Below are 24,006 nucleotides of genomic sequence, written 5' to 3'. Positions count from 1 at the left end.
TTCGTTTATATTAGCGTACAGTTGTTCGCTCAAATAAGGCTTATATGAATTTAGAACGTCATTTCGTCAATCGAATTCGCCAGCAGGCAAAAACTCGTCAAAATGCAACCGCACTTCGCCATAAAATTAATGGCTTGTGGAAAGATATTTCATGGAACGCATTCCAACAACAGCTTGACCAGCTTTCATTAGCTTTTCTTGCTTGCAATATTCAAGTACAAGATAAAATTGCAATTTTTGCGCACAATATGTCACGTTGGACAATCGCTGATATTGCAGCGCTTCAAGTCCGAGCTATCACTGTTCCAATTTATGCAACCAATACGGCACAGCAAGCTGAATTTATTTTAAATCATGCCGATGTCAAAATTCTGTTTGTTGGTGATCAAGAACAATATGACCAAGCGTTAGAAATTGCACATCAGTGTCCACAATTACAAAAAATTGTGGCCATGAAAGAACAAATTCAACTGACAGAAACTACCCTTTCTTGCCATTGGGACGATTTAATTCAATTAGGTACAGCCGAATTTCAGGCTGAATTTGAAACTCGCTTAGCAAATAAAACGATGGATGATTTATTCACGATCATCTACACCTCTGGCACAACAGGTGAACCGAAAGGCGTAATGCTCGATTACAATAACTTGGCGCATCAACTTGAAGCCCATGATATTGCATTAGATGTTAATCAAGATGAGGTTTCACTTTCTTTTTTACCATTTAGCCATATTTTTGAGCGAGCTTGGGTTGCCTATGTGTTACATCGTGGAGCAATCCTTTGCTATCTCGAAGATACCAATCAAGTACGTGAAACATTGACAGAAGTACGCCCGACCTTTATGTGTGCGGTACCGCGTTTCTATGAAAAAATTTATTCTGCTGTGCTTGATAAAGTACAAAAAGCCCCTTTTATTCGTCAGATGATTTTCCATTGGGCGATTGCAGTGGGGCAAAAACGTTTTGATCTTCTCTCTCAAAATAAAAAAGTCCCGTTCTTCTTGCAAAAACGTTATGCGCTTGCCGATAAACTGGTGCTGTCTAAATTGCGTTCATTGTTAGGTGGACGTATTAAAATGATGCCTTGCGGTGGCGCAAAATTAGAACCAACCATTGGCCTTTTCTTCCATAGCATTGGGATTAATATCAAACTCGGTTATGGCATGACAGAAACCACAGCTACCATTTCTTGTTGGGATGACCATCATTTTAATCCGAATTCTATTGGTAAATTAATGCCAAATGCCGAAGTTAAAATTGGGGAAAATAACGAGATTCTGGTTCGTGGTGGCATGGTAATGAAAGGTTACTATAAAAAGCCTGAAGAAACGGCCCAAGCCTTCACCGAAGATGGTTTCTTGAAAACGGGAGATGCCGGTGAATTTGATGCTGAAGGTAATTTATTTATTACCGACCGCATTAAAGAATTGATGAAAACTTCTAACGGTAAATACATTGCGCCACAATATATTGAAGGGAAAATTGGTAAAGATAAATTTATCGAACAAATTGCGATTATTGCTGATGCAAAAAAATATGTTTCAGCGTTGATCGTGCCTTGTTTTGATAGCGTAGAAGAATATGCGAAAAAACTGAATATTAAGTATCAAGATCGCATGGAATTACTCAAACACTCTGAAATTATCAAGATGTTTGAACAACGTATCGAAAGTCTTCAAAAAGAATTGGCGCACTTCGAGCAAGTGAAGAAATTTACGCTACTCTCTCAAGCATTTAGCGTAAAACTTGGTGAAATAACACCTACACTCAAATTACGCCGAAAAGTGATTATGGAACGCTATCGTCATATTATTGACTCGATGTATTCCAACAACAAAGAAAACAAGGAAAATAAAGAATAAAAAAGTGCGGTGAAATTCACCGCACTTTTTATTTTGACGAAAATGATTTATTCGACTTCAACCAGTACACCTTCTTGGTGAGGTTTCAATACACCGACCTCGCTAAGCTCGATACCGGCTTTTTTCGCAATCTCTAAGATTTCCGCTTCACTTTCAGGTTTAACCGCAATCAACAAACCACCTGAAGTTTGAGGATCGCAAAGTACGGCCTTTTGATAATCCGTAAGAGGACCGATTTTATGACCATAGCTTTCAAAGTTACGGTTGGTTCCACCTGGGACACAACCTTCTGCAATGTAATCTGCTACACCATCTAATAATTTGATTTTATCAAAATGCACAACCGCATTAAGATTTGAGCCTTCACAGATTTCAGCCAAGTGCCCTAACAAACCAAAGCCAGTTACATCTGTCATGGCGGTGACACCTGCCACTTCCGCAAATTGGCTACCAATCAGATTCATTTGGCACATTGCTGCTGTTGCCAATCCTTGATGTTCTGGTTTTAATTTGCCTTTTTTCTCGGCAGTAGTCAGCACACCAATACCTAATGGTTTGGTTAAATAAAGCTTACACCCCGCTTCTGCTGAGGCATTACGTTTTACACGATCCGTTGCAATAACGCCTGTTACCGCTAAACCAAAAATAGGTTCTGGTGCATCGATTGAGTGTCCGCCAGCTAGCGAAATCCCCGCTTGATGACAAGCAAAACGACCACCATCAACAATTTTCTGTGCCACTTCTGCCGGCAATTTATTAATCGGGAAACCTAAAATGGCAATTGCCATAATCGGCTTACCACCCATTGCGAAAATATCACTAATGGCATTGGTTGCGGCAATACGACCAAAATCAAAAGGATCGTCCACAATAGGCATAAAGAAATCCGTGGTACTAATAATTGCAGTACCATTACCAAGATCATAAACCGCAGCATCATCCGCTGTTTCATTTCCCACTAATAAATTGGGGTCAGCAAATTTTTCGAGTTTAGTCTGTAAAATTGTCCCTAACACCTTAGGCGAAATTTTACAGCCTCAACCTGCACCGTGGCTGTATTGTGTTAAACGAATCTCATCCGTCATATTCAGTCCTTTGTAAAAATAACGTACTTCTTAAAAAAAGAGCGGTTAGAAAAAGCCGTATTTAGGAGGCTAACTTCTCCACTTTTGCTTGCTTGATCATGTTATCGCTGACTTCTAAAATAGTAATTCTTAAGCCATTGATTTCACAAACCGTTCCTTCATCAGGAATATCTTCAAGATGCTCGAGAATCAAACCATTAAAGGTGCGTGCATCTTCTGTATCTAATTCCCAACCAAACATTTTATTCAAATCACGAAGATTTGCCGAGCCTTCAATAATCATCGAACCATCAGATTGCTGAACAACTTCTTGTTCAATAGTCGGTGCAGTAGTGGTTGTAAAATCACCCACAATTTCTTCTAAAATATCTTCAAGCGTGACTAGTCCTTTAATGTCACCATATTCGTCCACCACTAAACCGATACGTTCTTTTTTCGTACGGAAATTCGCTAATTGTGTTTTCAGTGGTGTCCCTTCTGGAATGAAGTACACTTCATCAACGGCACGTAATAAAGTTTCTTTGGTAAATTCATTTTTTTCTAATAACAAACGAAACGCTTCACGCACACGCAAAATCCCTAATACTTGCTCATCAAGGCTGCCTTTATACAACACAATTCGGTTATGTGGTGCATGATTAAGCTGGCGCATAATCGCTTTCCAATCGTCATCAATATCAATCCCTGCTATTTCATTACGTGGCACCATGATATCGTCGACGGTCACCGTTTCCATATCTAAAATAGAGAGTAACATTTGTGGATGCTGTTCATCGGGTGTGGCTTCTCCCGCTTCTGATACAATACTACGGAGTTCTTCACGACTAATCACTTGCTTTTGCATATCAGGTTTTAAACCAACCATTCGCATTAATGTCTTCGTGAAAAGATTCATTAACCAAACTAGCGGATAAAATATTTTTAATAGTAAGACCAAGATATGACTTGAAAATAATCCCACCTTTTCAGGGTGCATTGCCGCGACGGTTTTAGGGAAAATTTCAGAAAAAACAAGCATCACAAAGGTTAATAAACCTGTTGCAATAGCCACACCCGCATCGCCATATAAACGCATACCAATCATGGTTGCGATAGCTGAAGCACTGATGTTAACAAGGTTATTAAAGATCAGGATAAAACTTAACAAGGTATCTGGCTTCTCAAGCAGTTTTTCTGCTTTTTGCGCACCTTTATTACCTTGTTCCGCCATAAAACGAAGGCGATATTTATTAAGAGAGAGTAATCCGGTTTCTGAGCCGGAAAAATAGGCTGATAAAACTAAACAAATAATGAGTGTAATAAATAAAGTACTAAGGGGGATACTGTCCAAGGGTAAATCCTTTTGTTCGTTAATCAACAAAAAGTGCGGTCATTTTCACCGCACTTTTTACCTGTTCTTTGATTTTGATTAAATCAAACGGCTACCAAAATAGCCAATCGTGAGCAGAATGATACCTGAAATTGCATAAATAATCATCCTTTTTCCACGCCAGCCTAGTCGCCAATGACCAAAACAAGCAATACCAAAACTAATCCAAGCAAGGAAAGAGAAAATCGCTTTGTGCAGATTTTCTAGAGTCACCGCTTGTAATACATGATAAGTACCCGAAATTAAAGTCAGAGTCAGTAATACTTCACCCATCGCAAATAAACAGAAGAAATGACGTTCTACTGCCATCAATGGCGGAATTGCTGGCGAAAATTGAATTTTACGTTTTTTCAAATTACGGTCTAACCAGACCAACTGAATCACATAAAGCGTTGCAATAAAACAAACTGCATAGGTAAACAGCGACAAACCGATATGGAACAGCATCAATGTATTTTGATTAAGCATCTGAATGATATGGCTTGATAAGAATGTCGCAAAGATCAAGCTAATGATCGAAAACGCATACACGATAGGTAAAACAAACCACATCGTGGAAACCAGAAACATTGAAAGCGTCGCTAAGGCAGCAATAATTACGCTCATTAAAGAAGCGATTTCCATTAGCGTAAAACTCTGCCCTGAGGCCAAATCCTCTAACAAAGGGAAAGTGCTGACAGCATGCAGAATAATTGCAGCAAGTGCGGTCAGAAAAAATGGAGTTTTGCTTTGACTCAACTTCCCTTCTGATGAATTCATCAAAAACGGGGCGATCAACAATAAACTAAGAATGTAAAAAATAATCGAAAAAAGGGCAAACCACATAATGCGTTCTCTTTACTAGGAATTATTCTTATTTTAACGGATCTTTTCTCTAGATCGCCATAATTTTATTTGAAATGATGAAAAACGCCCAAATTTCGGTATAATCACGGCAATTTTTTAAGAAAAAACAGGATTTAAAATGTTTGAGAATTTATCGGATCGCCTTTCCAAAACGCTACGCAACATTAGCGGTAAAGGTCGCTTAACTGAAGATAATATTAAAGAAACCCTACGCGAAGTACGTATGGCTTTATTAGAAGCTGACGTTGCGTTGCCTGTCGTACGTGAATTTATCGCCAAAGTAAAAGAAAGCGCATTAGGCGAAGAAGTCAATAAAAGCTTAACACCAGGCCAAGAGTTCTTAAAAATTGTTCAACGTGAACTCGAAAAAGCCATGGGTGAAGCCAATGAAAGCTTAAACCTAGCAACACAGCCACCTGCAGTTATTTTAATGGCAGGTTTACAAGGTGCGGGTAAAACTACCAGCGTGGGTAAATTAGCGAAATTCTTGCGTGAACGTCACAAAAAGAAAGTGCTTGTAGTCTCTGCCGACGTATATCGTCCTGCGGCGATCAAACAGCTTGAAACCTTAGCACAATCTGTTGGCGTGGATTTCTTCCCATCTGATGTCAAACAAAAACCGGTAGAGATTGCAAAAGCGGCACTTGCTGACGCTAAACTCAAATTCTACGATGTGTTAATTGTGGATACGGCAGGTCGCTTACACGTTGATAGTGAGATGATGGATGAAATCAAGCAAGTTCACGCGACATTAAATCCAATTGAAACACTTTTCACGGTTGATGCAATGACCGGTCAAGATGCGGCAAATACTGCAAAAGCCTTCAATGAAGCTTTGCCTCTTACTGGGGTTATCTTAACCAAAGTGGATGGTGATGCACGTGGCGGTGCAGCTTTATCTATCCGTCAAATCACAGGCAAACCGATTAAATTCCTTGGTGTGGGTGAAAAAACAGAAGCCCTCGAGCCATTCCATCCTGATCGCGTAGCGTCGCGTATTTTAGGCATGGGCGACGTGCTTTCCCTTATCGAAGATCTTGAACGTTCAGTGGATCGCGAAAAAGCGGAAAAAATGGCACAGAAATTCAAGAAAGGTGATGATTTCACCTTAGACGATTTCCGTGAACAGCTCCGTGAGATGAAAAAAATGGGCGGCATGATGTCAATGCTTGAAAAATTACCGGGTGCGAAAAACTTACCGGATCATGTCAAAAATCAAGTGGATGACAAAATGTTTATCAAAATGGAAGCCATCATTAATTCCATGACCTTAAAAGAGCGTGCCAATCCAGATATTATCAAAGGATCTCGCCGTCGTCGTATTGCATTAGGTTCTGGCACTCAAGTTCAAGATGTGAATAAGCTGCTGAAACAATTTGACGAAATGCAGCGTATGATGAAGAAAATGCGCAAAGGTGGCATGGCGAAGATGATGCGCGGTATGCAAGGCTTAATGGGTGGAGGCGGCTTAGGTGGCCTTGGTGGTTTAGGCGGTATGTTTAAACGTTAGTTTGTTTATACAAGATCAACCTATAAAATCAAATAGATCAATTAATAATATTCTGAGTTCTGTATATTACAGAACTCAATTATTTTTACTCAAAATTAATTTATTTTTGATAGAAAGTGCGGTCAAAAAATTAAATGTTTTTTGCTATACTTTCCTACAAAATATTCATAATTACTCATTTCAATGAAACAAAAACGCCCTACTTTACAAGATATTGCCGACCATCTTGGGATGACTAAAATGACGGTAAGCCGTTATTTACGCAATCCTGATTCTGTTGCCAAAGATACCCAACAACGTATCGCTGCAGCCATTGAGCAGTTTGGTTATATCCCTAATCGTGCACCAGAAATTTTGTCTAATGCAAAAAGTAAAGCTATTGGCGTGTTACTCCCTTCTTTAACTAATCATGTATTTGCTGATGTATTAAAAGGCATTGAGCAAGTTGCCGATATTGCGGGTTATCAGACGATGCTTGCGCACTACGGATATAGTGTCAAAAAAGAAGAAGAACGTATTGAAAGTTTACTTTCTTACAATGTGGATGGATTAATTTTATCGGAAAACTACCACTCTTTACGTACGCTTAAAATGATTGAAATCGCCAATATTCCAGTCATTGAAATCATGGATAGCTCACAAGCAGGTATTCAACAAGTCATTGGTTTTGATAATGTTGTTGCAGCACAAGCTATGGTCGAAACCATGATTCAGCGTGGTTATAAAAATATCGTCTATTTCACGGCAAGAATGGATAAGCGAACCCAATTAAAAATGCAAGGTTATGAACAAGCCATGAAAAAATATGGGTTAGAACCTTATAGTTTGATTACTGAAGCCGCTTCTTCTTTCACATTGGGTGGAAAGCAGCTACGTAAAATTTTAGAAGAACGTCCTGAAACAAACGGGATCTTTTGTACAAATGATGACTTAGCGATTGGTGCATTATTTGAATGCCAGCGATTAGGTATTGCTGTGCCTCAACAGATTGCAATTGCAGGGTTCCATGGACATGACGTAGGCTTTTCGGTCACACCTCAGCTCGCAACTGTTATGACCCCTCGTTTAGAAATTGGCAAGCTTGCCGCACAAGAATTGTTAGCGAGACTGAATAAAGAGCCACTAAAAGAAAAAATAATTGATCTAGGATTTAAAATCCATTTAGGTGAAAGCATATAAGCTGTGCGATCAAAAAATACTAATATTTTGACCGCACTTCTTTTATTTTAGATCAGTGGTTTTAATGCCTCTACACAGCGTTCAACCACTTGCTCAAAACGACCAGAAATATCAACATGAATAACATCTGGTTCATCTTGGCCAGGTACTTCCAATGTCTCAAACTGACTTTTTAGCATATCGGTTTTCATATAATGCCCTTTACGCTGTTTCATTCGCTCAAGTACCAGTTCAAAAGTGCCTTCTAAAAATAAGAATTTTACGTTTCCATTCCCTTCACGAATGAGATCGCGATATTTTTTCTTTAATGCAGAACAAATAATGATCCCCACTTCACTTTTTCGCTCTAGACTAAATGCTGCATCACGAATACGCTCCAACCAAGGCGCGCGGTCTTCATCATTTAACGGATGCCCCTCTCTCATTTTGATGATATTCGCTCTAGGATGAAGATCATCACCATCAATTAATTTTATTCCTAAACGATGAGCTACCTCTGTTCCTACGGAGGTTTTCCCCGTACTTGATACGCCCATTAGAATAAAACTTTTTCCCATCTGTTCTTGTTTATGATTCATCATACACCTCTTCAAATTTTCATTTACCATACTCTAATTACAAACAAAATGTTACCAGTAACATTTTATTTTGTGATCAAGATCACAAAATAAATTCATCACCATAATTAACCGCACTTTTAAAGATAAAAATAATGTGAATGAGATCACAATTTTGAAAAGTAATCGTTTACCAAATGTTAAATCAAGCGTATGTTACGGGTAACAATTCAATTCGGAGAACAACCATGCTCATTGCAATTATGATCGTAGCAATCTTATTGCTACTTTTACTCATTATTAAATTCAAAGTTCATGCTTTTGTGGCATTAATTATTGTGAGTTTACTTACCGCACTCGCTGCTCAGATTCCGGTAGATAAAATCCTGCCAACCTTGCTAGGTGGATTTGGTAATACACTGGCAGCAGTTGCCTTATTGGTAGGTTTGGGTGCAATGATTGGTCGACTTCTTGAAATTACTGGCGGAGCCAAAGTGCTTGCAGATTCACTAATCAATAAATTTGGAGAGAAAAAAGCCCCCTTTGCATTAGGTGTTGCTGCACTACTTTTTGGCTTCCCTATTTTCTTTGATGCGGGGCTTGTCGTGATGTTACCTATCGTCTTTAGTGTCGCTAAACGTTTTGGTGGCTCCGTTTTACGTTATGCCTTTCCTGTTGCAGGCGCATTTGCTGTAATGCACGCTTTTTTACCTCCGCATCCTGGTCCAGTAGCTTCTGGTGATTTATTAGGTGTGAATATCGGTTTATTGGTGATTGTGGGCTTAATTTGTGCGATTCCAACATGGTATATCGGTACTTATTTATTTAGCCTATTCATCAGCAAGAAAGTTCATATTGATTTACCAAAAGCATTTTTAAATGCCACTGCAATCAGTGAAACATCTGTGCAAAATCCACCGAGCTTTGCCCGTGTAATAACAATATTATTACTGCCAATTCTGTTGATCTTATTAGACACTGGCTTAAATACATTAAGCGTGGCAAAAGTCATTGATGGATCACAAACCTGGGTTGAAGCACTTCGCTTAATTGGTAAAACACCTGTTGCACTGTTAATCACCTTAATCGTCGCAATTCTGTTACTAAAAGACCAACGTAGTTATGAACAAATTGAAAAAATTTGTGATAATGCCTTGGGCCCTATCTGTTCTATCGTGCTTGTTACGGGGGCAGGCGGAATGTTTGGTGGTGTATTACGTGCCAGTGGTATTGGCGATGTGCTATCTACGATGCTTTCCAATACAGGAATGCCGATCATTGTTGCCGCTTTCGTTATCGCTATGGTAATGCGTGTCGCACAAGGTTCAGCAACCGTTGCTTTAACCACAGCAGCTGCGCTGATTTCTCCTACCGTTGCTGCGGCAACTGACTTAAGCCAATTTGATCTTTGCTTTATTGTGATCGCTATTGCATCAGGGGCTACTGTGCTTTCTCACGTAAATGACTCAGGTTTCTGGCTAATCAGTCGTTTCTTAGAAATGGATACAAAAACGACTTTAAAAACATGGACATTACTCGAAACCTCAATCGGTGTCGTAGGTTTTATTATTGCATTAATTGGAAGTATCATTCTCTAGTCTCTAAATAAAACCTATTTTCTAAAAATTAATATCTTCCATCCTGAGCTTTACCATCGTAAAGCTCAGTCTTTAATAATCTGGTTGATTTTTCTTAGCCTCTATCCTTTCCTTTTAAATTTAATAACGTCATTCATCACCAAAGAAACACATTATTTTGCTCTGCATTCTCCATTACCTGATTAAATTACTCAATTTTAGGTAATTTTGGTAAAACATACCAGATATAATTGCTCAGGTATTCTACTTGGCGTAGAATCTAGGTTCTGATGATTATCTACGACATTTAATCATCAGGAAGTGATATTTTCTAATAATCTAGGAGTGATAAAATGGGACAGTATAAAAAGTTCTGGTACCTATTAGTCGCCGTATTGATTGGAGCCTTCTCCATTCTCGGTTACTATGGGTTCGAAGTTTATCGTGAAGCACCACCAATTCCGCAACAATATGTTTCTGAATCTGGCGAAAAAGTGATTACTCACGATGATATTTTACATGGTCAAACCGCTTGGCAAACCACTGGTGGTATGCAAGTGGGTTCTGTTTGGGGCCACGGTGCATACCAAGCACCAGACTGGACGGCAGATTGGCTTCACCGTGAATTAACTAACTGGTTGGATATTACAGCGAATCAAGAATTTGGTAAAAACTTCGCTGATTTAAATGATGAACAACAAACGTTATTAAAAGCGCGTCTAACCAAAGAATATCGTGGTAGCAAAGTTGAAAACGGTACCGTTGTGCTTTCGAACACCCGCTTAGCGGCAATGGAAAAAACAGCACAATACTACATCTCTTTATACGGTGATGATCCTGCAACCAAAGTGACTCGTGAACACTTTGCGATGAAGGATAATACTCTTCCTGATTTACAAGCTCGTAAAGACTTAGCTAAATTCTTCTTTTGGACCGCGTGGACTGCATCAGCTGAACGTCCAAATACTCATGCAAGTTATACTAATAACTGGCCACACGAGCCGTTAATTAATAACGTGCCAACACCAGAAAACGTGATTTGGTCTATTGCGAGTGTGGTATTCCTCATTGCGGGTATTGGTTTCGTGGTATGGATTTGGTCATTCAAAAAACGTGAAGACGAAAAAGAACCACCAATGCCTGAGTTCGATCCACTCACAAAATTACAACTTACTCCTTCTCAACGTGCGTTAGGTAAATACCTCTTTACTGTGCTTGCTCTTTTCGTATTGCAAGTCACATTAGGTGCGGTTGTGGCCCACTACACGGTTGAAGGTCAGGAATTCTATGGTATTGATATTTCTCAATACTTCCCATATTCATTAGTGCGTACATGGCATATTCAAGCTGCCTTATTTTGGATTGCAATGGCATTCTTAGCTGGTGGTTTATTCCTTGCGCCAATCATTAATGGCGGAAAAGATCCGAAATTCCAAAAATTGGGTGTGGATGTTCTCTACTGGGCATTAGTGGTATTAGTCGTCGGTTCATTCACTGGTAGCTACTTAGCGATTGCGCATATTCTTCCAGAAGAATGGAGCTTCATGTTCGGTCACCAAGGCTATGAATTCATTGACTTAGGTCGTTTCTGGCAAGCAGTGAAATTCGCAGGTATCTTATTCTGGTTAGTCTTAATGCTTCGCGGTACAGTGAACGCATTTAAACAACCGGGTGATAAAAACTTATTGGCATTATTCTTCGCTTCCGTAATTGCGATCGGTTTATTCTATGGCCCTGCATTATTCTATGGCGAGCACACTCACATTTCTGTGATGGAATACTGGCGCTGGTGGGTAGTTCACCTATGGGTAGAAGGCTTCTTCGAAGTATTCTCTGTAGCGGCACTTTCATTCATCTTCGTAAGTTTAGGTTTAGTTTCACGTCGTACTGCGACTGTGGCAACCATTACTGAAGCGGCATTGTTCCTAATCGGTGGTATCCCAGGTACTTTCCACCACTTATACTTCGCAGGTGCAACTACTCCAATTATTGCTGTAGGGGCATCATTCTCTGCGCTTGAAGTAGTTCCATTAGTGTTATTAGGTCATGAAGCTTGGGAACACTGGGCGATGCAACAAAAAACACCTTGGATGGAACGCCTAAAATGGCCTCTTTACTGCTTCGTAGCCGTGGCATTCTGGAATATGTTAGGTGCTGGCGTATTTGGTTTCTTAATCAATCCACCAATTTCGCTTTACTATATCCAAGGCTTGAACACCACTGCCGTTCATGCTCACGCTGCATTATTCGGTGTATACGGTTTCTTAGCATTAGGCTTCGTATTCTTAATTGCTCGTTATTTACGCCCAGATACACCATTTAATGACAAGTTAATGAAATGGGGCTTCTGGTTGTTAAATGGCGGTTTAGTGTTAATGATCGTATCAAGCTTATTACCTATCGGTATTATTCAAGGTTATGCAAGTATCTCTGAAGGCTTATGGTATGCTCGTAGTGAAGAATTTATGCAACAACCTCTATTCGATACCCTACGTTGGGTTCGTTTAGGTGGTGATGTGGTATTCATCTTCGGTGCACTAGCCTTCTTCTGGCAAATCTTTACGATGATTTTCTTCAAACCGAAAAAAACAGCTTAACTAGGTTTATTATCATGCAAAAGCGGCTAAGTAATTAGCCGCTTTTTATTTATAAAAAATCCATTATCTTTTTTGACCGCACTTTTATTTTCATTAAATGATTTCCTTTAGCTGGGAAAATAATGTGAATATTTATAAGAGAGTGAATAAGAGAGCCATTGGCTTTATGACCTGTGTTGAGAATGTATTTCATCAAAGTGCGGTTAATTTTTTAATTGTTTTTATACCCAACTGTCATAATAAAAATACTAGGCAATTGAATATTTCTGATATAAAATTCTCCGATTTATTTTTTAAAGGGAGAAAAAAGATGAAACTCGTTGAAGTAAAACATCCGCTTGTTAAACATAAATTAGGCGTGATGCGCGAAGCTGATATTGATACTAAAAAATTCCGTGAACTTGCAACAGAAGTGGGCAGCTTACTCACCTATGAAGCGACAGCCGATCTCGAAACAGAAAAAGTGATTATCGAAGGTTGGAACGGTCCTGTTGAAATCGACCGTATCAAAGGTAAAAAAGTTACTGTTGTACCAATTTTACGTGCAGGCCTCGGCATGATGGATGGCGTTTTAGAACATGTTCCTAGTGCTCGCATCAGTGTAGTCGGGATTTATCGTAATGAAGAAACTCTTGAACCCGTCCCTTATTTCCAAAAACTAGCCAGTGACTTAGAAGAACGTTTAGCTATCGTTGTGGATCCAATGCTTGCAACGGGTGGTTCAATGATCTCTACAATTGATCTATTAAAAGCAAAAGGTTGCCAACATATCAAAGTATTAGTATTAGTCGCGGCACCAGAAGGGATTAAAGCATTAGAAAAAGCACATCCAGATATCGAACTTTATTGCGCATCGATTGATGATCACTTAAATGAACAAGGCTACATCATTCCAGGCTTGGGGGATGCAGGCGATAAGATTTTTGGGACGAAATAATTCCCTTTTAATAAGACGGCATTTATAGCCGTCTTTTTTCCGTGCGTGAAAACACAAAAGCTAAAAAGCATTAAAACCGACCGCACTTTCAGTTAATTCAAACCGAGAGTTGAAACTAAATGAGTAATCAAACTACAACCGCACCTGTTGAGGTGCAAAGCATGGGCAAACAAGCGTTTGTCGGTTTACAGATGTTATTTGTTGCCTTTGGTGCCTTAGTATTAGTTCCTTTAATCACTGGATTAAATTCTAATACAGCCCTTCTTACCGCAGGTATCGGTACACTACTTTTCCAACTTTGTACCGGTAAACAGGTTCCTATTTTTTTAGCCTCCTCTTTTGCCTTTATTGCGCCTATTCAATATGGCGTACAAACTTGGGGCATTCCAACCACAATGGGCGGACTTGCTTGTGCGGGTTTAGTCTATTTCGCACTATCAACCTTAGTAAAATTACGTGGTAGTGCTGCGCTTGAGCGTATCTTCCCGCCTGTTGTTGTCGGTCCCGTAATTATCATCATTGGTATGGGACTTGCACCTGTTGCTGTTGATATGGCATTAGGTAAAAACAGTGCATATAGCTATGAGCACTCTGTATTGGTTTCAATGATTACCTTGGTCACCACCCTTTCTGTTGCGGTGTTTGCTAAAGGAATGATGAAGCTGATTCCAATTATGTTTGGTATCGTTGCTGGCTATGTGGTTTGTTTATTCCTAGGATTAATTAATTTCCAACCTGTTTTAGATGCAAAATGGTTTGAATTACCTGAGTTAACCAAACCAGAATTTAATTTAGAAGCGATTCTTTATATGCTACCCATTGCTATCGCACCAGCCGTTGAACACGTGGGTGGTATTATGGCAATCAGTTCTGTAACAGGTAAAGATTTCCTTAAAAAACCAGGCTTACATCGCACCCTATTAGGCGATGGTGTGGCAACTGCTGCTGCATCATTAGTTGGTGGTCCACCGAATACTACTTATGCAGAAGTAACCGGTGCAGTCATGCTAACTCGTAACTTTAATCCAAACATTATGACCTGGGCAGCTGTATGGGCAATTGCAATTTCTTTCTGTGGTAAAGTAGGCGCATTCCTTTCTACAATTCCAACCATCGTAATGGGTGGCATTATGATGTTGGTATTCGGTTCGATTGCCGTTGTTGGGATGAGCACCTTAATTAAAGGCAAAGTAGATGTGACCGAACCTCGTAATCTTTGCATCATTTCCGTGGTAATGACGTTCGGGATCGGGAATATGTTTGTCAACGTCGGAGATGTTGTTTCCCTGAAAGGGATTAGCCTTTGTGCCATCGTTGCCATTGTGCTGAACTTGATTTTGCCAAAAGCAAAAAATGAAGTAGAATAAAACTTCCCAAACAAAAGGGTTAAATGAAAATTTAGCCCTTTCTTTTTTATTTTAAATCAACTCGTTAATCCGTGAATCAGCAACTTTCTTTACCTATTCATCAAATTGATGATGAAACGCTTGAGAATTTTTATAGCGATAATAATGCATTATTGCTTAATTCTTTACGTCAAAACATGACTGATTTACAACAACAATTCTTCTACCTTTGGGGCAGCCAAAGCGTTGGGAAAACCCATCTTTTGCGCGCACTTTGTAATGAATATATTCAGCAACAACGAAGTGCCATCTATGTCCCGCTGAGTAAATCACAATATTTTTCCACGGCGGTTTTTGAAAATTTAGAACAGCAAGAACTGGTTTGCTTAGACGATTTGCAAACAATTATTGGAAATTCAGAATGGGAAATTGCCTTATTTGATCTTTTTAATCGCATTAAGGCTAATGGTAAAACCTTATTAGTTGTCAGTGCAGATCAATCTCCAACTGCCCTACCCGTTAAATTACCGGATCTTGCTTCTCGCTTAAAATGGGGAGAAAGTTATCAATTGATTCCACTCAGCGATGAACAAAAATTTGCAGTATTGAAACAGAATGCCCATCAACGAGGTATCATACTTTCAGATGATACTGCCAATTTTATATTCACGCGTTTAGATCGTGATATGGCGACACTAAAAGAAGCATTAGTGAAACTCGATGAAGCCTCACTACAAGCCAAACGAAATCTGACTATTCCTTTTGTGAAATCAATTTTAGGCTTATAAACAAGCAAAAAAATAACCGCACTTTTTCAAGCGCGGTTATTTTGTATCAATTTAATTACCAACAGTGGCGACAATAGCCAACACCGACACTAGGCATTATCGCAACAGGGACACGAGAATACCCTCTCTGTTTAGAGCGATGATCACTCGCATTCATTTCATTTGGAATACTGTCTCTTTGTGCAACTTTCGCTTTTTCTTGAGCGCTTACCGTATTACCACTTGTTACTCGAGCATTATAATCCTGCACGGTATTCATATCGTACGCTGCAGCCCCATTTCCAATAGTTGATGCCTCTTGGGGAGCTGTACAAGCTGTTAAAACAGATAGAGCTGCAATAGAAACTAATTTTTTCATAACGCTACCTTTTATCACAAACCACTTTATTAAGTGTTTCTCTGCCTTCTTTAATCCGAGCATTGGCTTTTTTTCTAATGTTCGGGTCCTCATTTTGCTCAATGTATTTTGCTACATTCGCATTTCTGATTGCATAAACAGGCACATACTGTGAATGTTTTGTCTCGCCTTTTTTATAAATCGTTGCACCTAACACACTACCATAATATTCGCTGGCATCATTAGGTTTAATGTAATAATTACTGGTGTTCGTAACATCTACGCCATCATCACTTTTAAAACCACTACAAATCCCTGCGGGTGAAAGAAACGTTGTTTTTGATGCCGCCGTTTCGTTAAATTTATATACTTCAAATTCAACGCTATTGGCCAACTCTTCCATATCTTTTTCAGATTTAGGATCTAAACTTCGCTGTCCTTTTCCATCAATATATTTCACGGTTTCAGAAACATTACTTTCAGAAACATTGACTGAAAGATTATTTTCAGGTGATTTTACTTTTGTTGCATATACAACACTACTACCTTCGGCTAAAACAGCTGATGATGCCAAAATACAAAATGAGTAAATCCCAATTTTTTTCTTAATATGACTCATAATACTAATGTGATTCCCTAAGCTAATAATTGTTCTCGTATAATTCAATTGGTAAATAATCCGGGTCTCGGAAGAAAGGGTACTTCATTCTGGTTAATTCATCAAGCCGAATTGGTTCACAAGAAACTCCGTTCTCTAAAAGATAAGCTACGTACTCATCAATATTTTCTACTTTGAATGCCAAATGCCGTAAACCACAGGCTTCAGGGCTGGTTACTCTTTGAGGAGAATTTGGGAAAGAAAATAGCTCTATTTGACTCCCATCAGGAAAACTTAAATCTAATTTATAACTATCTCGTTCTGCCCGATAAGTTTCATTCAGCTGTTTTGCCCCTAAAATATCCATATAAAAATGCTTCGAACGTGCATAGTTCGAAGCAATAATCGCAATATGGTGAAAACCTAATAATTGAGGTTTCATTATTTCTCCGGTGTGACGCTTTTTGCTTTTTCTTCTTCCTGTAAAGCAAGGGCATCACGTGCTGCACGAATACTCTTTTCAAGCATTGGCACACGAGGATCATCTGGTTCCAATAAACGTAACATCATTGCCCAGGTTACTGCCGCCATTTTATAATCCTCACCTTCAAAATAACTGAAAGCCAGTAAACTTAATGCTTCAGGATTAGAATGATCTTGACGAATAATCTCACGTAAAAGCTGGTTACCTTTCAGTTTATCCGTTTGATCTTCAGAAGACATTAACATACGCGCATAAGAAAGTTTATAATCTAAATTATCCGGCTCAAGCTTATTCGCTTGTTGGTAACTATCAAAGGCTAATTTTCCATTACCTAAATTCATCCCTACCTGACCTAGCAACCACCATTTTTTAGCATCCTTTGGTGTTTTTTGTAAATCCAAACGAAGTGCGGTAGAAAATTGTTGCATTTCTGCATCCGTCATTGGGTTTGTGTCTTCTTCTTTGATTCGTTCAAAGAAATAAGGTAATTTTGCCAATGTTTTTTCCATCATATCTTCGGCTTTCCAAGATCCCAAAGGGAAATAAGCCCCGCCAGCAATAATAGCCAAACCTAATAAACCAGAAACAAACCATAACTTACCGTAATTTTTGGCATTTTTATCGAGCGTTTGTGTTTCTTGTTGAGGAATATCTTCCAACAATGTTTTTTGTAGCTCTTGTTTAAGTTGTTCAACGTTCTCTACTAAACCTTGCTGATTATCTTGCTCAATCTCTTTTAAGCGAGAAAAATACAATGCTTTATTTAACTCATCACGCTTTTTATCTTCTTTCGCTTTAACTGAACGCAACAATGGATAAAAACAAATCAATGCTACGACTAAAGTGAGCGCAATAATACTTAATGCAAAATTCATTATTTATCCTTTTCTTTGAGTAAAACCGATAAACGCGCATTCTCTTCATCATCTAAAATCGCGTCGGAATTAACCGTACTTGTTTTTTTTGATTTACGTTTAAATACAAATAAAATGCCAATCAACACTAACAAAATTGGGGCAATCCATAATACGATTGTTGACGTCGTCATTGGTGGATCATAGGTCACAAAATTGCCATAACGTTGAATCATATAATCGACGACTTCACTTCGTTTTTTGCCTTCTTGTAACAATTCAAATACTTTGCCACGCATATCTACAGCAATAGTTGCATTCGAATCTGCAATATTATTATTTTGACATTGAGGACAACGAAGCTCTTGCGTTAATTGATGATAATCCTTTTCTTGCTCTGGTGAAGCAAAATTTAGCGCATCAATTGCGGCAGTCGCAGAGACGCTCATAAAAAGTGCGGTCAAAAAAAGCCATGATTTTCTCATTATGGTTTCTCCGCTAGTTTGTCATAAATCGGTTTTAAAGTCTCATTCCAAACGCGTTCATTCACATCACCCGCTAAGCGATAATGAATCACACCTTTGCCATCTACAATGAATGTTTCCGGTGCGCCATAAACGCCTAAATCTAATGCAAAAGAACCTTTCTCATCTTTAAGCACAAGACTATAAGGATTGCCTAAATCTTTTAGCCATTTTACAGCTTTTGGTGATTCATCTTTATAGTCGATACCAATGATTGTTACGCCCTGTTTAGCCAATTGATTCAAGTATTGATGCTCTGCATAACAAGTTGGACACCAAGTCGCCCACACATTTAAGAGAACCGGTTTACCTTGTTGGAAAATTTCATTACCGTACGTTTTATTTTCCAATAAATCCGTTAATATTTTCTGTGGCACAGGTTTCCCCACAAGAGCAGATTCCAACGCTTTGGGATCATCACCTTGTGCATTGCGTCCTAACTGAACTAAAAAAGCTGCAGCTACCGCAAGAAAAACAATAAGTGGGATAAGTAGTTTTTTATTCATAACACTATCAATTTCACATCTATTTCTAGGGGCAATGCGCCCCTTATTACAATTAAGACTGTTTAACTAATCGACTAAAACGATAACGACGGTCAAACATACAGAGCAAACCACCTAATGCCATAAACAATCCTCCAATCCAAATCCAACGGATAAAAGGTTTATAGTAAAGGCGTAGCGCCCATGAGTTATCATCTATCTTTTCGCCCAAAGCAACATACAGATCGCGAGTAAAGCCCCAATTAATTGCCGCTTCCGTCATTGGCATTTTACTGACGGTATAAAAGCGTTTTTCGGCAAATAATGTTGCTTCCGTTTTACCCTCTTTTGAAATATCAATTTGTGCTTTACCGCCCATATAGTTAGGACCATTTGCATCACTCACGCCAGCAAATTTAAAGTCATAATTAGCAATCTGCACTGTATCACCAACAGCCATTCGCACATCACGTTCCACACTGAAGTTTTGGCTAAAGGCTATTCCCCAAACTGTCATGGCTACACCAAGGTGAGCCAAAATCATCCCCCAATGGGAACGGGAAAGCTTGGTAATACCTTTAAAGAAAGATTCACGGTGTGTTGCACGTTGTTTCATTTCGTAGAGGCTCAGTAATACAATAATGACAGACATCATAGTACCAAGCACCGCACTAACAGTGAGTTTATTTTGTAGGAAATATGGTAAGGCAAAGCCTGCAATCGCCATCACAATCACACTCACTACAACCGGTGTACGAATTTCAGAGAACTGATCACGACGCCATTTAACCAATGGCCCAATACCTAGTAATAAGGCAAATGGGGTCATAATAATCAGGAACATTTGATCAAAGAACGGAGCACCGATCGAAATAGAGCCCAGACCTAATTGCTTGTGAACTAACGGCAATAATGTCCCTAAGAACACCACACAAAGTGCGGTCATTAATAGGATATTATTCAATAACAATAAGGTTTCGCGAGAATAACGTTCTGCATTATCACGCGAACGAATTTGATTGCCTTTGTAAGCGTACAAAGTTAAAGAACCACCAATTACTACAACCAAATAAGCAAGAATATATAAACCACGTGTAGGATCTGAAGCAAAGGCGTGTACTGACACTAAGATACCGGAACGAACTAAGAACGTACCCAGTAAGCAAAGTGAGAAAGCAAGGATCGCTAAAAGCACTGTCCAAGCTTTAAAAGAGCCACGTTTTTCAGTAACCGCTAAAGAGTGGATTAATGCGGTTCCTGCAAGCCAAGGCATTAAAGAAGAGTTTTCTACTGGATCCCAGAACCACCAGCCACCCCAGCCGAGCTCATAATAGGCCCACCAAGAACCGAGCACAATCCCGAGTGTTAAAAAGACCCAAGCAGCGATCGTCCAAGGACGTGACCATCTAGCCCAAGCTGAGTCTAATTTACCCGTCATTAATGATGCGATCGCAAAGGCAAAAGCAACAGAAAAACCAACATATCCCATATAAAGTAATGGTGGGTGGAAAATTAAGCCCACATCTTGCAACATTGGATTGAGTTCTCTGCCATCTACTGGGAAGTCAGGGAATGTACGGGTAAACGGATTTGAGGTAAATAATACGAAGAGTAAAAAGCCGATGCTAATAATCCCCATAATACCTAATACACGAGCTACTGCTTCCTGTGGCAAGTGTTTGCTAAATAAGGCTACTGCTGCACCCCAAAGTGTTAATAACCAAATCCAAAGTAATAATGACCCCTCATGTGAGCCCCAAACTGCAGATAAACGATAATAAATCGGCAAGCTGCTGTTAGAGTTATTTACCACATATTGCACACTGAAATCATTTACAGCAAACAGATAGAACAATGCTGCAAACGCAATGGTTAAAGTAAAAAATAAACCATAAGTCATTGGACGAGCCAATGACATAAGTTGAGGATGACCTTTTTCAGCTCCCCATAATGGGAGAATGGCTAAAAAGAATGAAACGGCAAGGCTTAAAGCAAGCGCATAATTTCCTAATTCAGCAATCATTAGCGACCTTCTTGCGATTTTTGCTGGGTTTCTTTATAACGACGATCGGCTTCACTCTCGCCTTTTAGTTCTGCCCCCATTGGTTTATGCATTTTCTTCATTTTCTCACCTAATTCTGGCGGCACATAATTTTCATCATGTTTAGCAAGCACTTCTGTTGCTTCTAATAAGGTTGGTTCTTTTAACACACCTTGCGCAACAATACCCTGTCCCTCACGGAAAAGATCCGGCAGAATACCTTCGTATTCAACTGTAATGGATGGACCAATATCATTCACATCAAAGCGAACTTTGAGACTTTTCGGGTCTCGACTAACAGAGCCTTCAACCACCATACCACCAACACGAATACGTTGCCCAACTTCAGGTTTTTGATCAGGATTTCCATCTTTCCCTTCTATAACTTCCGAAGGTGTATAAAATAAATCAATGTTTTGGCGAAGCGCATAAAGCACCAAACCTGTCGCAATCGAAATACCTAAAATCACAAAGATGATGATCGAAAGTCTTGATTTACGTCTTGGATTCATAGGGTATTTCCTTTATTTGCTTGGTTTAAACGGGCTTCACGTTGTTGCTCGCGTAACACTTCTTTTAATACTGCTTTACGTCCTTTGACGCTTTGTATCGCCAAAATGATCATTGCCACGAGGCTAATGCCATAGGAAAGCCACACATAAAAACCGTAGCCTCCCATATTGATAAAATCACTCCAACTTTGGAAAAACATTTTCCGCTCCCTAAAATAAAAATAAAAAACTATTTCAGCTTACTTGCTAACTCTTTTACCCATGGGCGTTTGCTGTCTTCTTTTAGCAATTCAACGCGGTAACGCACAAGCGTAAACCAAATGGATAAAAATAAAAATCCCAAAATACATAAAATCAGTGGAATTAACATTGGCGTTGCAATTGAAGGTTTTTCAAACTTCGTGATACTTGCCCCTTGGTGTAAAGTATTCCACCACTCTACAGAGAAGTGAATAATTGGTAAATTCACTACGCCAACAATACACAAGATACCCGCTGATTTTGCGCCCACCGCACGATCAGAAAATGCAGAATAAAGGGCTAATACACCGATATATAAGAAGAAAAGAATGAGTTCTGCGGTTAAACGCGCATCCCACACCCACCAGGTTCCCCACATTGGTTTGCCCCAAATTGCACCTGTTACCAAGGCAATAAAGGTAAACATTGCACCGATCGGTGCCATGGCGATCATTGAAAGATGAGCGGCTTTAATTTGCCAAACTAACGCAATAATCGCTGCAATCGCCATCGAACCATACACGCCCATTGACCAAATCGCCGCTGGCACATGCACATACATAATTCGGAAACTATTGCCTTGTTGATAATCAGCCGGAGCATAAGCTAAGCCCCACACAATACCAACAGCCAATAATAAAACCGCAATCGCACCAAAAAATGGGCTTAATTTACCACATAAATGATATTGGGTTTCATGTTTTGCGTAAGGATGTAACCACTTCCACATAAAAGATCCTTAATTCCAAAAAATAAAAAACAGTTAAAAATCTGACCGCACTTTCACCGTAATGATGATTAATTATCTAAACTAATTCGTAGTGCCGCTGCAATAGCGAAAGGCGATAATGTTATCGCGCCAGCCAAAATTGCACCTAAAATAGCAAGCTGTCCGCCATAAGGGAGATTTAATGCGGCGGCATCTAAAATTGCTGAAGCAAAAATTAAAACCGGAATAAATAATGGTACCACAAGTAAACTCAGCAATACGCCACCTTTACGTAATCCTACCGTCAATGCCACGCCAATCGCGCCAATGCAGCTTAAAATTGGTGTTCCCACTAGCAAGGTGACCACTAGCGCCCACCAAATATTCACTTCCAACGAAAGCAATAAAGCCGCAATAGGTGAAAGTAAAATCAATGGCAAACCTGTTAATAACCAGTGTGCAACAACTTTTGCAAGTGCCGTTAGCGCTAAAGGTTGAGCCGTAAGCATCAATTGTTCTAAAGAGCCATCAATAAAGTCATCTCGGAATAAGCGTTCAAAAGACAGCAACGCAGAAAGCAATGCCGCTACCCAAGCAACCCCGGGTGCAATGCGAGAAAGGAGTTTAGGATCCGGCCCAATCACCAATGGAAACAGCGTGATCACGATCAAAAAGAACCAAAGTGGGTTCAATATTTCCGCTTGTTTACGGGTCGCAATCTTCAGCTCACGCTTTATAATCTGTAAAAATATCATAAAAATCTAAGAGTTATATTTATAATCAGCCAGATTGATTTTTTTCAATAGTGTACTTGGCACTTCTTGGTGGCTCGTTAAAATCACCATCCCACCTTTTTTAGCATGATTTTCAAAAAGTGCGGTCAAAACTTCAACCCCTTTTTTGTCTATTGCTGTAAAAGGTTCATCCAAAATCCAAAGAGGTGCTTCTGAGATCCATAATCTCGCCAAGGCAATGCGCTTTTGCTGACCCGCTGAAAGTTGGGCTGCCGGCAAATCTTCGCGACCGAGTAAGCCCACTGTTTCCAACACATCCCATAAAATATCAGTACCTTGCTGGCTTTGACTAATCTGCTGATAAAATTTTAAATTTTCCCATGCCGTTAATTCAGGTTTCACACCAGAATGATGGCCGAGATAAAGTAGCTGATGATGGTATTCTTCGCGTTGTTTTGTAATCTCTTCTGAATTCCACCGCACTTTACCTTCTACAGGTTGTGCAAGGCCGGCTAAAATCCGCAATAAACTTGTTTTACCTATACCATTGTGCCCTTCAATTTGCACGAAATCACCGCTTTGAAATTGCAGTGAAAGATCAGTGAACAACACGCGATCGCCCCGTTGGCACGCTAATTGTTCTAATTGAAGTTGATGAGCAGGAAACATAGTCTCAGCCTTAAAAATAAAATCTTGTGAAAAATCAGCGGGTATTCTACCACAAGGGGAAATTTTGACGAGATTTTAAGGGCTAAAAGGCATAACTATTTAGGCGTAGATCGGTGTATTTATTGATTTAAAACAAACTAAATTTTCCTAGCTTTTTCATCGGATA

24 protein-coding genes are annotated in these 24,006 nt (G+C 39.4%); 8 read left to right on the top strand and 16 right to left on the bottom strand.

The genetic code is table 11. From position 1 onward, the window contains the following. Positions 1 to 44 precede the first annotated feature (44 nt). Positions 45 to 1,862: an AMP-dependent synthetase/ligase gene (locus tag HMPREF2732_RS02075; RefSeq protein WP_070590640.1), complete on the top strand. Its 1,818-nt coding sequence runs from the start codon at positions 45 to 47 to the stop codon at positions 1,860 to 1,862. A 47-nt stretch (positions 1,863 to 1,909) separates the two neighbouring features. Here HMPREF2732_RS02075 and selD read toward each other — a convergent pair whose 3' ends face one another. The 3 genes from selD to HMPREF2732_RS02060 form a co-directional block, all read right to left on the bottom strand. Next, a complete protein-coding gene (gene selD / locus HMPREF2732_RS02070) occupies positions 1,910 to 2,947 on the bottom strand; it encodes a selenide, water dikinase SelD (protein ID WP_081279057.1) in 1,038 nt (345 codons plus the stop codon). A gap of 61 nt (positions 2,948 to 3,008) precedes the next feature. Beyond that, positions 3,009 to 4,277, bottom strand: coding sequence for an HlyC/CorC family transporter (locus tag HMPREF2732_RS02065; protein ID WP_049383316.1), 1,269 nt, complete (start codon positions 4,275 to 4,277; stop codon positions 3,009 to 3,011). 78 nt (positions 4,278 to 4,355) lie between these two features. Then, positions 4,356 to 5,141 (bottom strand): cytochrome C assembly family protein, encoded by a 786-nt coding sequence (locus HMPREF2732_RS02060; protein WP_070590636.1) that lies wholly within the window; start codon positions 5,139 to 5,141, stop codon positions 4,356 to 4,358. A 139-nt stretch (positions 5,142 to 5,280) separates the two neighbouring features. On the opposite strand from HMPREF2732_RS02060, the gene ffh reads away from it, so the two are divergent. Beyond that, positions 5,281 to 6,672, top strand: coding sequence for a signal recognition particle protein (gene ffh / locus HMPREF2732_RS02055; RefSeq protein WP_005698426.1), 1,392 nt, complete (start codon positions 5,281 to 5,283; stop codon positions 6,670 to 6,672). A gap of 183 nt (positions 6,673 to 6,855) precedes the next feature. Next, on the top strand, positions 6,856 to 7,851 hold the full coding sequence (gene gntR, locus HMPREF2732_RS02050; protein ID WP_049385002.1) for a gluconate operon transcriptional repressor GntR: 996 nt from the start codon (positions 6,856 to 6,858) through the stop codon (positions 7,849 to 7,851). Between the two features lie 47 nt (positions 7,852 to 7,898). Here the strand turns inward: gntR and HMPREF2732_RS02045 are convergent, their stop codons facing one another. Further along, on the bottom strand, positions 7,899 to 8,429 hold the full coding sequence (locus HMPREF2732_RS02045; protein WP_239660608.1) for a gluconokinase: 531 nt from the start codon (positions 8,427 to 8,429) through the stop codon (positions 7,899 to 7,901). Positions 8,430 to 8,656: 227 nt separating this feature from the next. Between HMPREF2732_RS02045 and HMPREF2732_RS02040 the strand changes: the two genes are divergently transcribed. The 5 genes from HMPREF2732_RS02040 to hda all read left to right on the top strand — a co-directional run bounded on the left by HMPREF2732_RS02040 (position 8,657) and on the right by hda (position 15,653). Then, positions 8,657 to 10,006, top strand: coding sequence for a GntP family permease (locus tag HMPREF2732_RS02040; protein ID WP_049374633.1), 1,350 nt, complete (start codon positions 8,657 to 8,659; stop codon positions 10,004 to 10,006). A 332-nt stretch (positions 10,007 to 10,338) separates the two neighbouring features. After that, positions 10,339 to 12,582, top strand: a complete 2,244-nt coding sequence (locus HMPREF2732_RS02035) for a nitric-oxide reductase large subunit (RefSeq protein ID WP_070590631.1) — start codon at positions 10,339 to 10,341, stop codon at positions 12,580 to 12,582. Positions 12,583 to 12,892: 310 nt separating this feature from the next. Continuing rightward, complete coding sequence (gene upp, locus HMPREF2732_RS02030) at positions 12,893 to 13,519, top strand: uracil phosphoribosyltransferase (RefSeq protein WP_014063981.1); 627 nt, start codon at positions 12,893 to 12,895, stop codon at positions 13,517 to 13,519. A gap of 119 nt (positions 13,520 to 13,638) precedes the next feature. After that, positions 13,639 to 14,886, top strand: a complete 1,248-nt coding sequence (locus tag HMPREF2732_RS02025; protein ID WP_070590628.1) for a nucleobase:cation symporter-2 family protein — start codon at positions 13,639 to 13,641, stop codon at positions 14,884 to 14,886. Between the two features lie 71 nt (positions 14,887 to 14,957). Further along, positions 14,958 to 15,653, top strand: a complete 696-nt coding sequence (hda, locus tag HMPREF2732_RS02020; protein WP_070590625.1) for a DnaA regulatory inactivator Hda — start codon at positions 14,958 to 14,960, stop codon at positions 15,651 to 15,653. 55 nt (positions 15,654 to 15,708) lie between these two features. Here the strand turns inward: hda and HMPREF2732_RS02015 are convergent, their stop codons facing one another. The 12 genes from HMPREF2732_RS02015 to ccmA form a co-directional block, all read right to left on the bottom strand. Then, positions 15,709 to 16,011 carry a hypothetical protein gene (locus tag HMPREF2732_RS02015; protein ID WP_070590620.1) on the bottom strand — a complete coding sequence of 101 codons (303 nt, stop codon included), beginning with the start codon at positions 16,009 to 16,011 and terminating at the stop codon, positions 15,709 to 15,711. A gap of 4 nt (positions 16,012 to 16,015) precedes the next feature. After that, complete coding sequence (locus HMPREF2732_RS02010) at positions 16,016 to 16,609, bottom strand: DUF8095 domain-containing protein (protein ID WP_049374628.1); 594 nt, start codon at positions 16,607 to 16,609, stop codon at positions 16,016 to 16,018. Between the two features lie 22 nt (positions 16,610 to 16,631). Continuing rightward, on the bottom strand, positions 16,632 to 17,030 hold the full coding sequence (locus HMPREF2732_RS02005) for an SMU1112c/YaeR family gloxylase I-like metalloprotein (RefSeq protein WP_070590617.1): 399 nt from the start codon (positions 17,028 to 17,030) through the stop codon (positions 16,632 to 16,634). After that, the gene (gene ccmI, locus HMPREF2732_RS02000; protein ID WP_070590612.1) at positions 17,030 to 17,947 is read right to left on the bottom strand and encodes a c-type cytochrome biogenesis protein CcmI; all 918 of its coding nucleotides are present in this window, start codon (positions 17,945 to 17,947) and stop codon (positions 17,030 to 17,032) included. Before ccmI ends, HMPREF2732_RS02005 begins: the two co-directional genes overlap by 1 nt. Beyond that, the gene (locus HMPREF2732_RS01995) at positions 17,947 to 18,411 is read right to left on the bottom strand and encodes a cytochrome c-type biogenesis protein (RefSeq protein ID WP_049369393.1); all 465 of its coding nucleotides are present in this window, start codon (positions 18,409 to 18,411) and stop codon (positions 17,947 to 17,949) included. The genes ccmI and HMPREF2732_RS01995 overlap by 1 nt, the downstream gene beginning before the upstream one ends. Continuing rightward, positions 18,411 to 18,956: a DsbE family thiol:disulfide interchange protein gene (locus HMPREF2732_RS01990; RefSeq protein ID WP_049369395.1), complete on the bottom strand. Its 546-nt coding sequence runs from the start codon at positions 18,954 to 18,956 to the stop codon at positions 18,411 to 18,413. Before HMPREF2732_RS01990 ends, HMPREF2732_RS01995 begins: the two co-directional genes overlap by 1 nt. A gap of 52 nt (positions 18,957 to 19,008) precedes the next feature. After that, on the bottom strand, positions 19,009 to 20,958 hold the full coding sequence (locus HMPREF2732_RS01985; protein WP_070590607.1) for a heme lyase CcmF/NrfE family subunit: 1,950 nt from the start codon (positions 20,956 to 20,958) through the stop codon (positions 19,009 to 19,011). Further along, a complete protein-coding gene (gene ccmE, locus HMPREF2732_RS01980) occupies positions 20,958 to 21,488 on the bottom strand; it encodes a cytochrome c maturation protein CcmE (RefSeq protein ID WP_070590602.1) in 531 nt (176 codons plus the stop codon). The genes HMPREF2732_RS01985 and ccmE overlap by 1 nt, the downstream gene beginning before the upstream one ends. Further along, a complete protein-coding gene (ccmD, locus tag HMPREF2732_RS01975) occupies positions 21,485 to 21,688 on the bottom strand; it encodes a heme exporter protein CcmD (RefSeq protein WP_005699972.1) in 204 nt (67 codons plus the stop codon). The genes ccmE and ccmD overlap by 4 nt, the downstream gene beginning before the upstream one ends. A gap of 29 nt (positions 21,689 to 21,717) precedes the next feature. After that, positions 21,718 to 22,458: a heme ABC transporter permease gene (locus HMPREF2732_RS01970; RefSeq protein WP_049379996.1), complete on the bottom strand. Its 741-nt coding sequence runs from the start codon at positions 22,456 to 22,458 to the stop codon at positions 21,718 to 21,720. A 68-nt stretch (positions 22,459 to 22,526) separates the two neighbouring features. Beyond that, positions 22,527 to 23,192 (bottom strand): heme exporter protein CcmB, encoded by a 666-nt coding sequence (ccmB, locus tag HMPREF2732_RS01965; protein ID WP_014063992.1) that lies wholly within the window; start codon positions 23,190 to 23,192, stop codon positions 22,527 to 22,529. 6 nt (positions 23,193 to 23,198) lie between these two features. Further along, entirely contained in the window at positions 23,199 to 23,840 is a 642-nt protein-coding gene (gene ccmA, locus HMPREF2732_RS01960) for a cytochrome c biogenesis heme-transporting ATPase CcmA (RefSeq protein WP_070590599.1), read from the bottom strand. Positions 23,841 to 24,006: the final 166 nt, after the last annotated feature.

This window comes from Haemophilus sp. HMSC061E01 (assembly GCF_001810345.1).
Taxonomy (GTDB): Bacteria; Pseudomonadota; Gammaproteobacteria; order Enterobacterales; family Pasteurellaceae; genus Haemophilus_D.
Note: the sequence above shows the minus strand (reverse complement) of the source record. Positions and strands in the feature narration are given on the sequence as shown.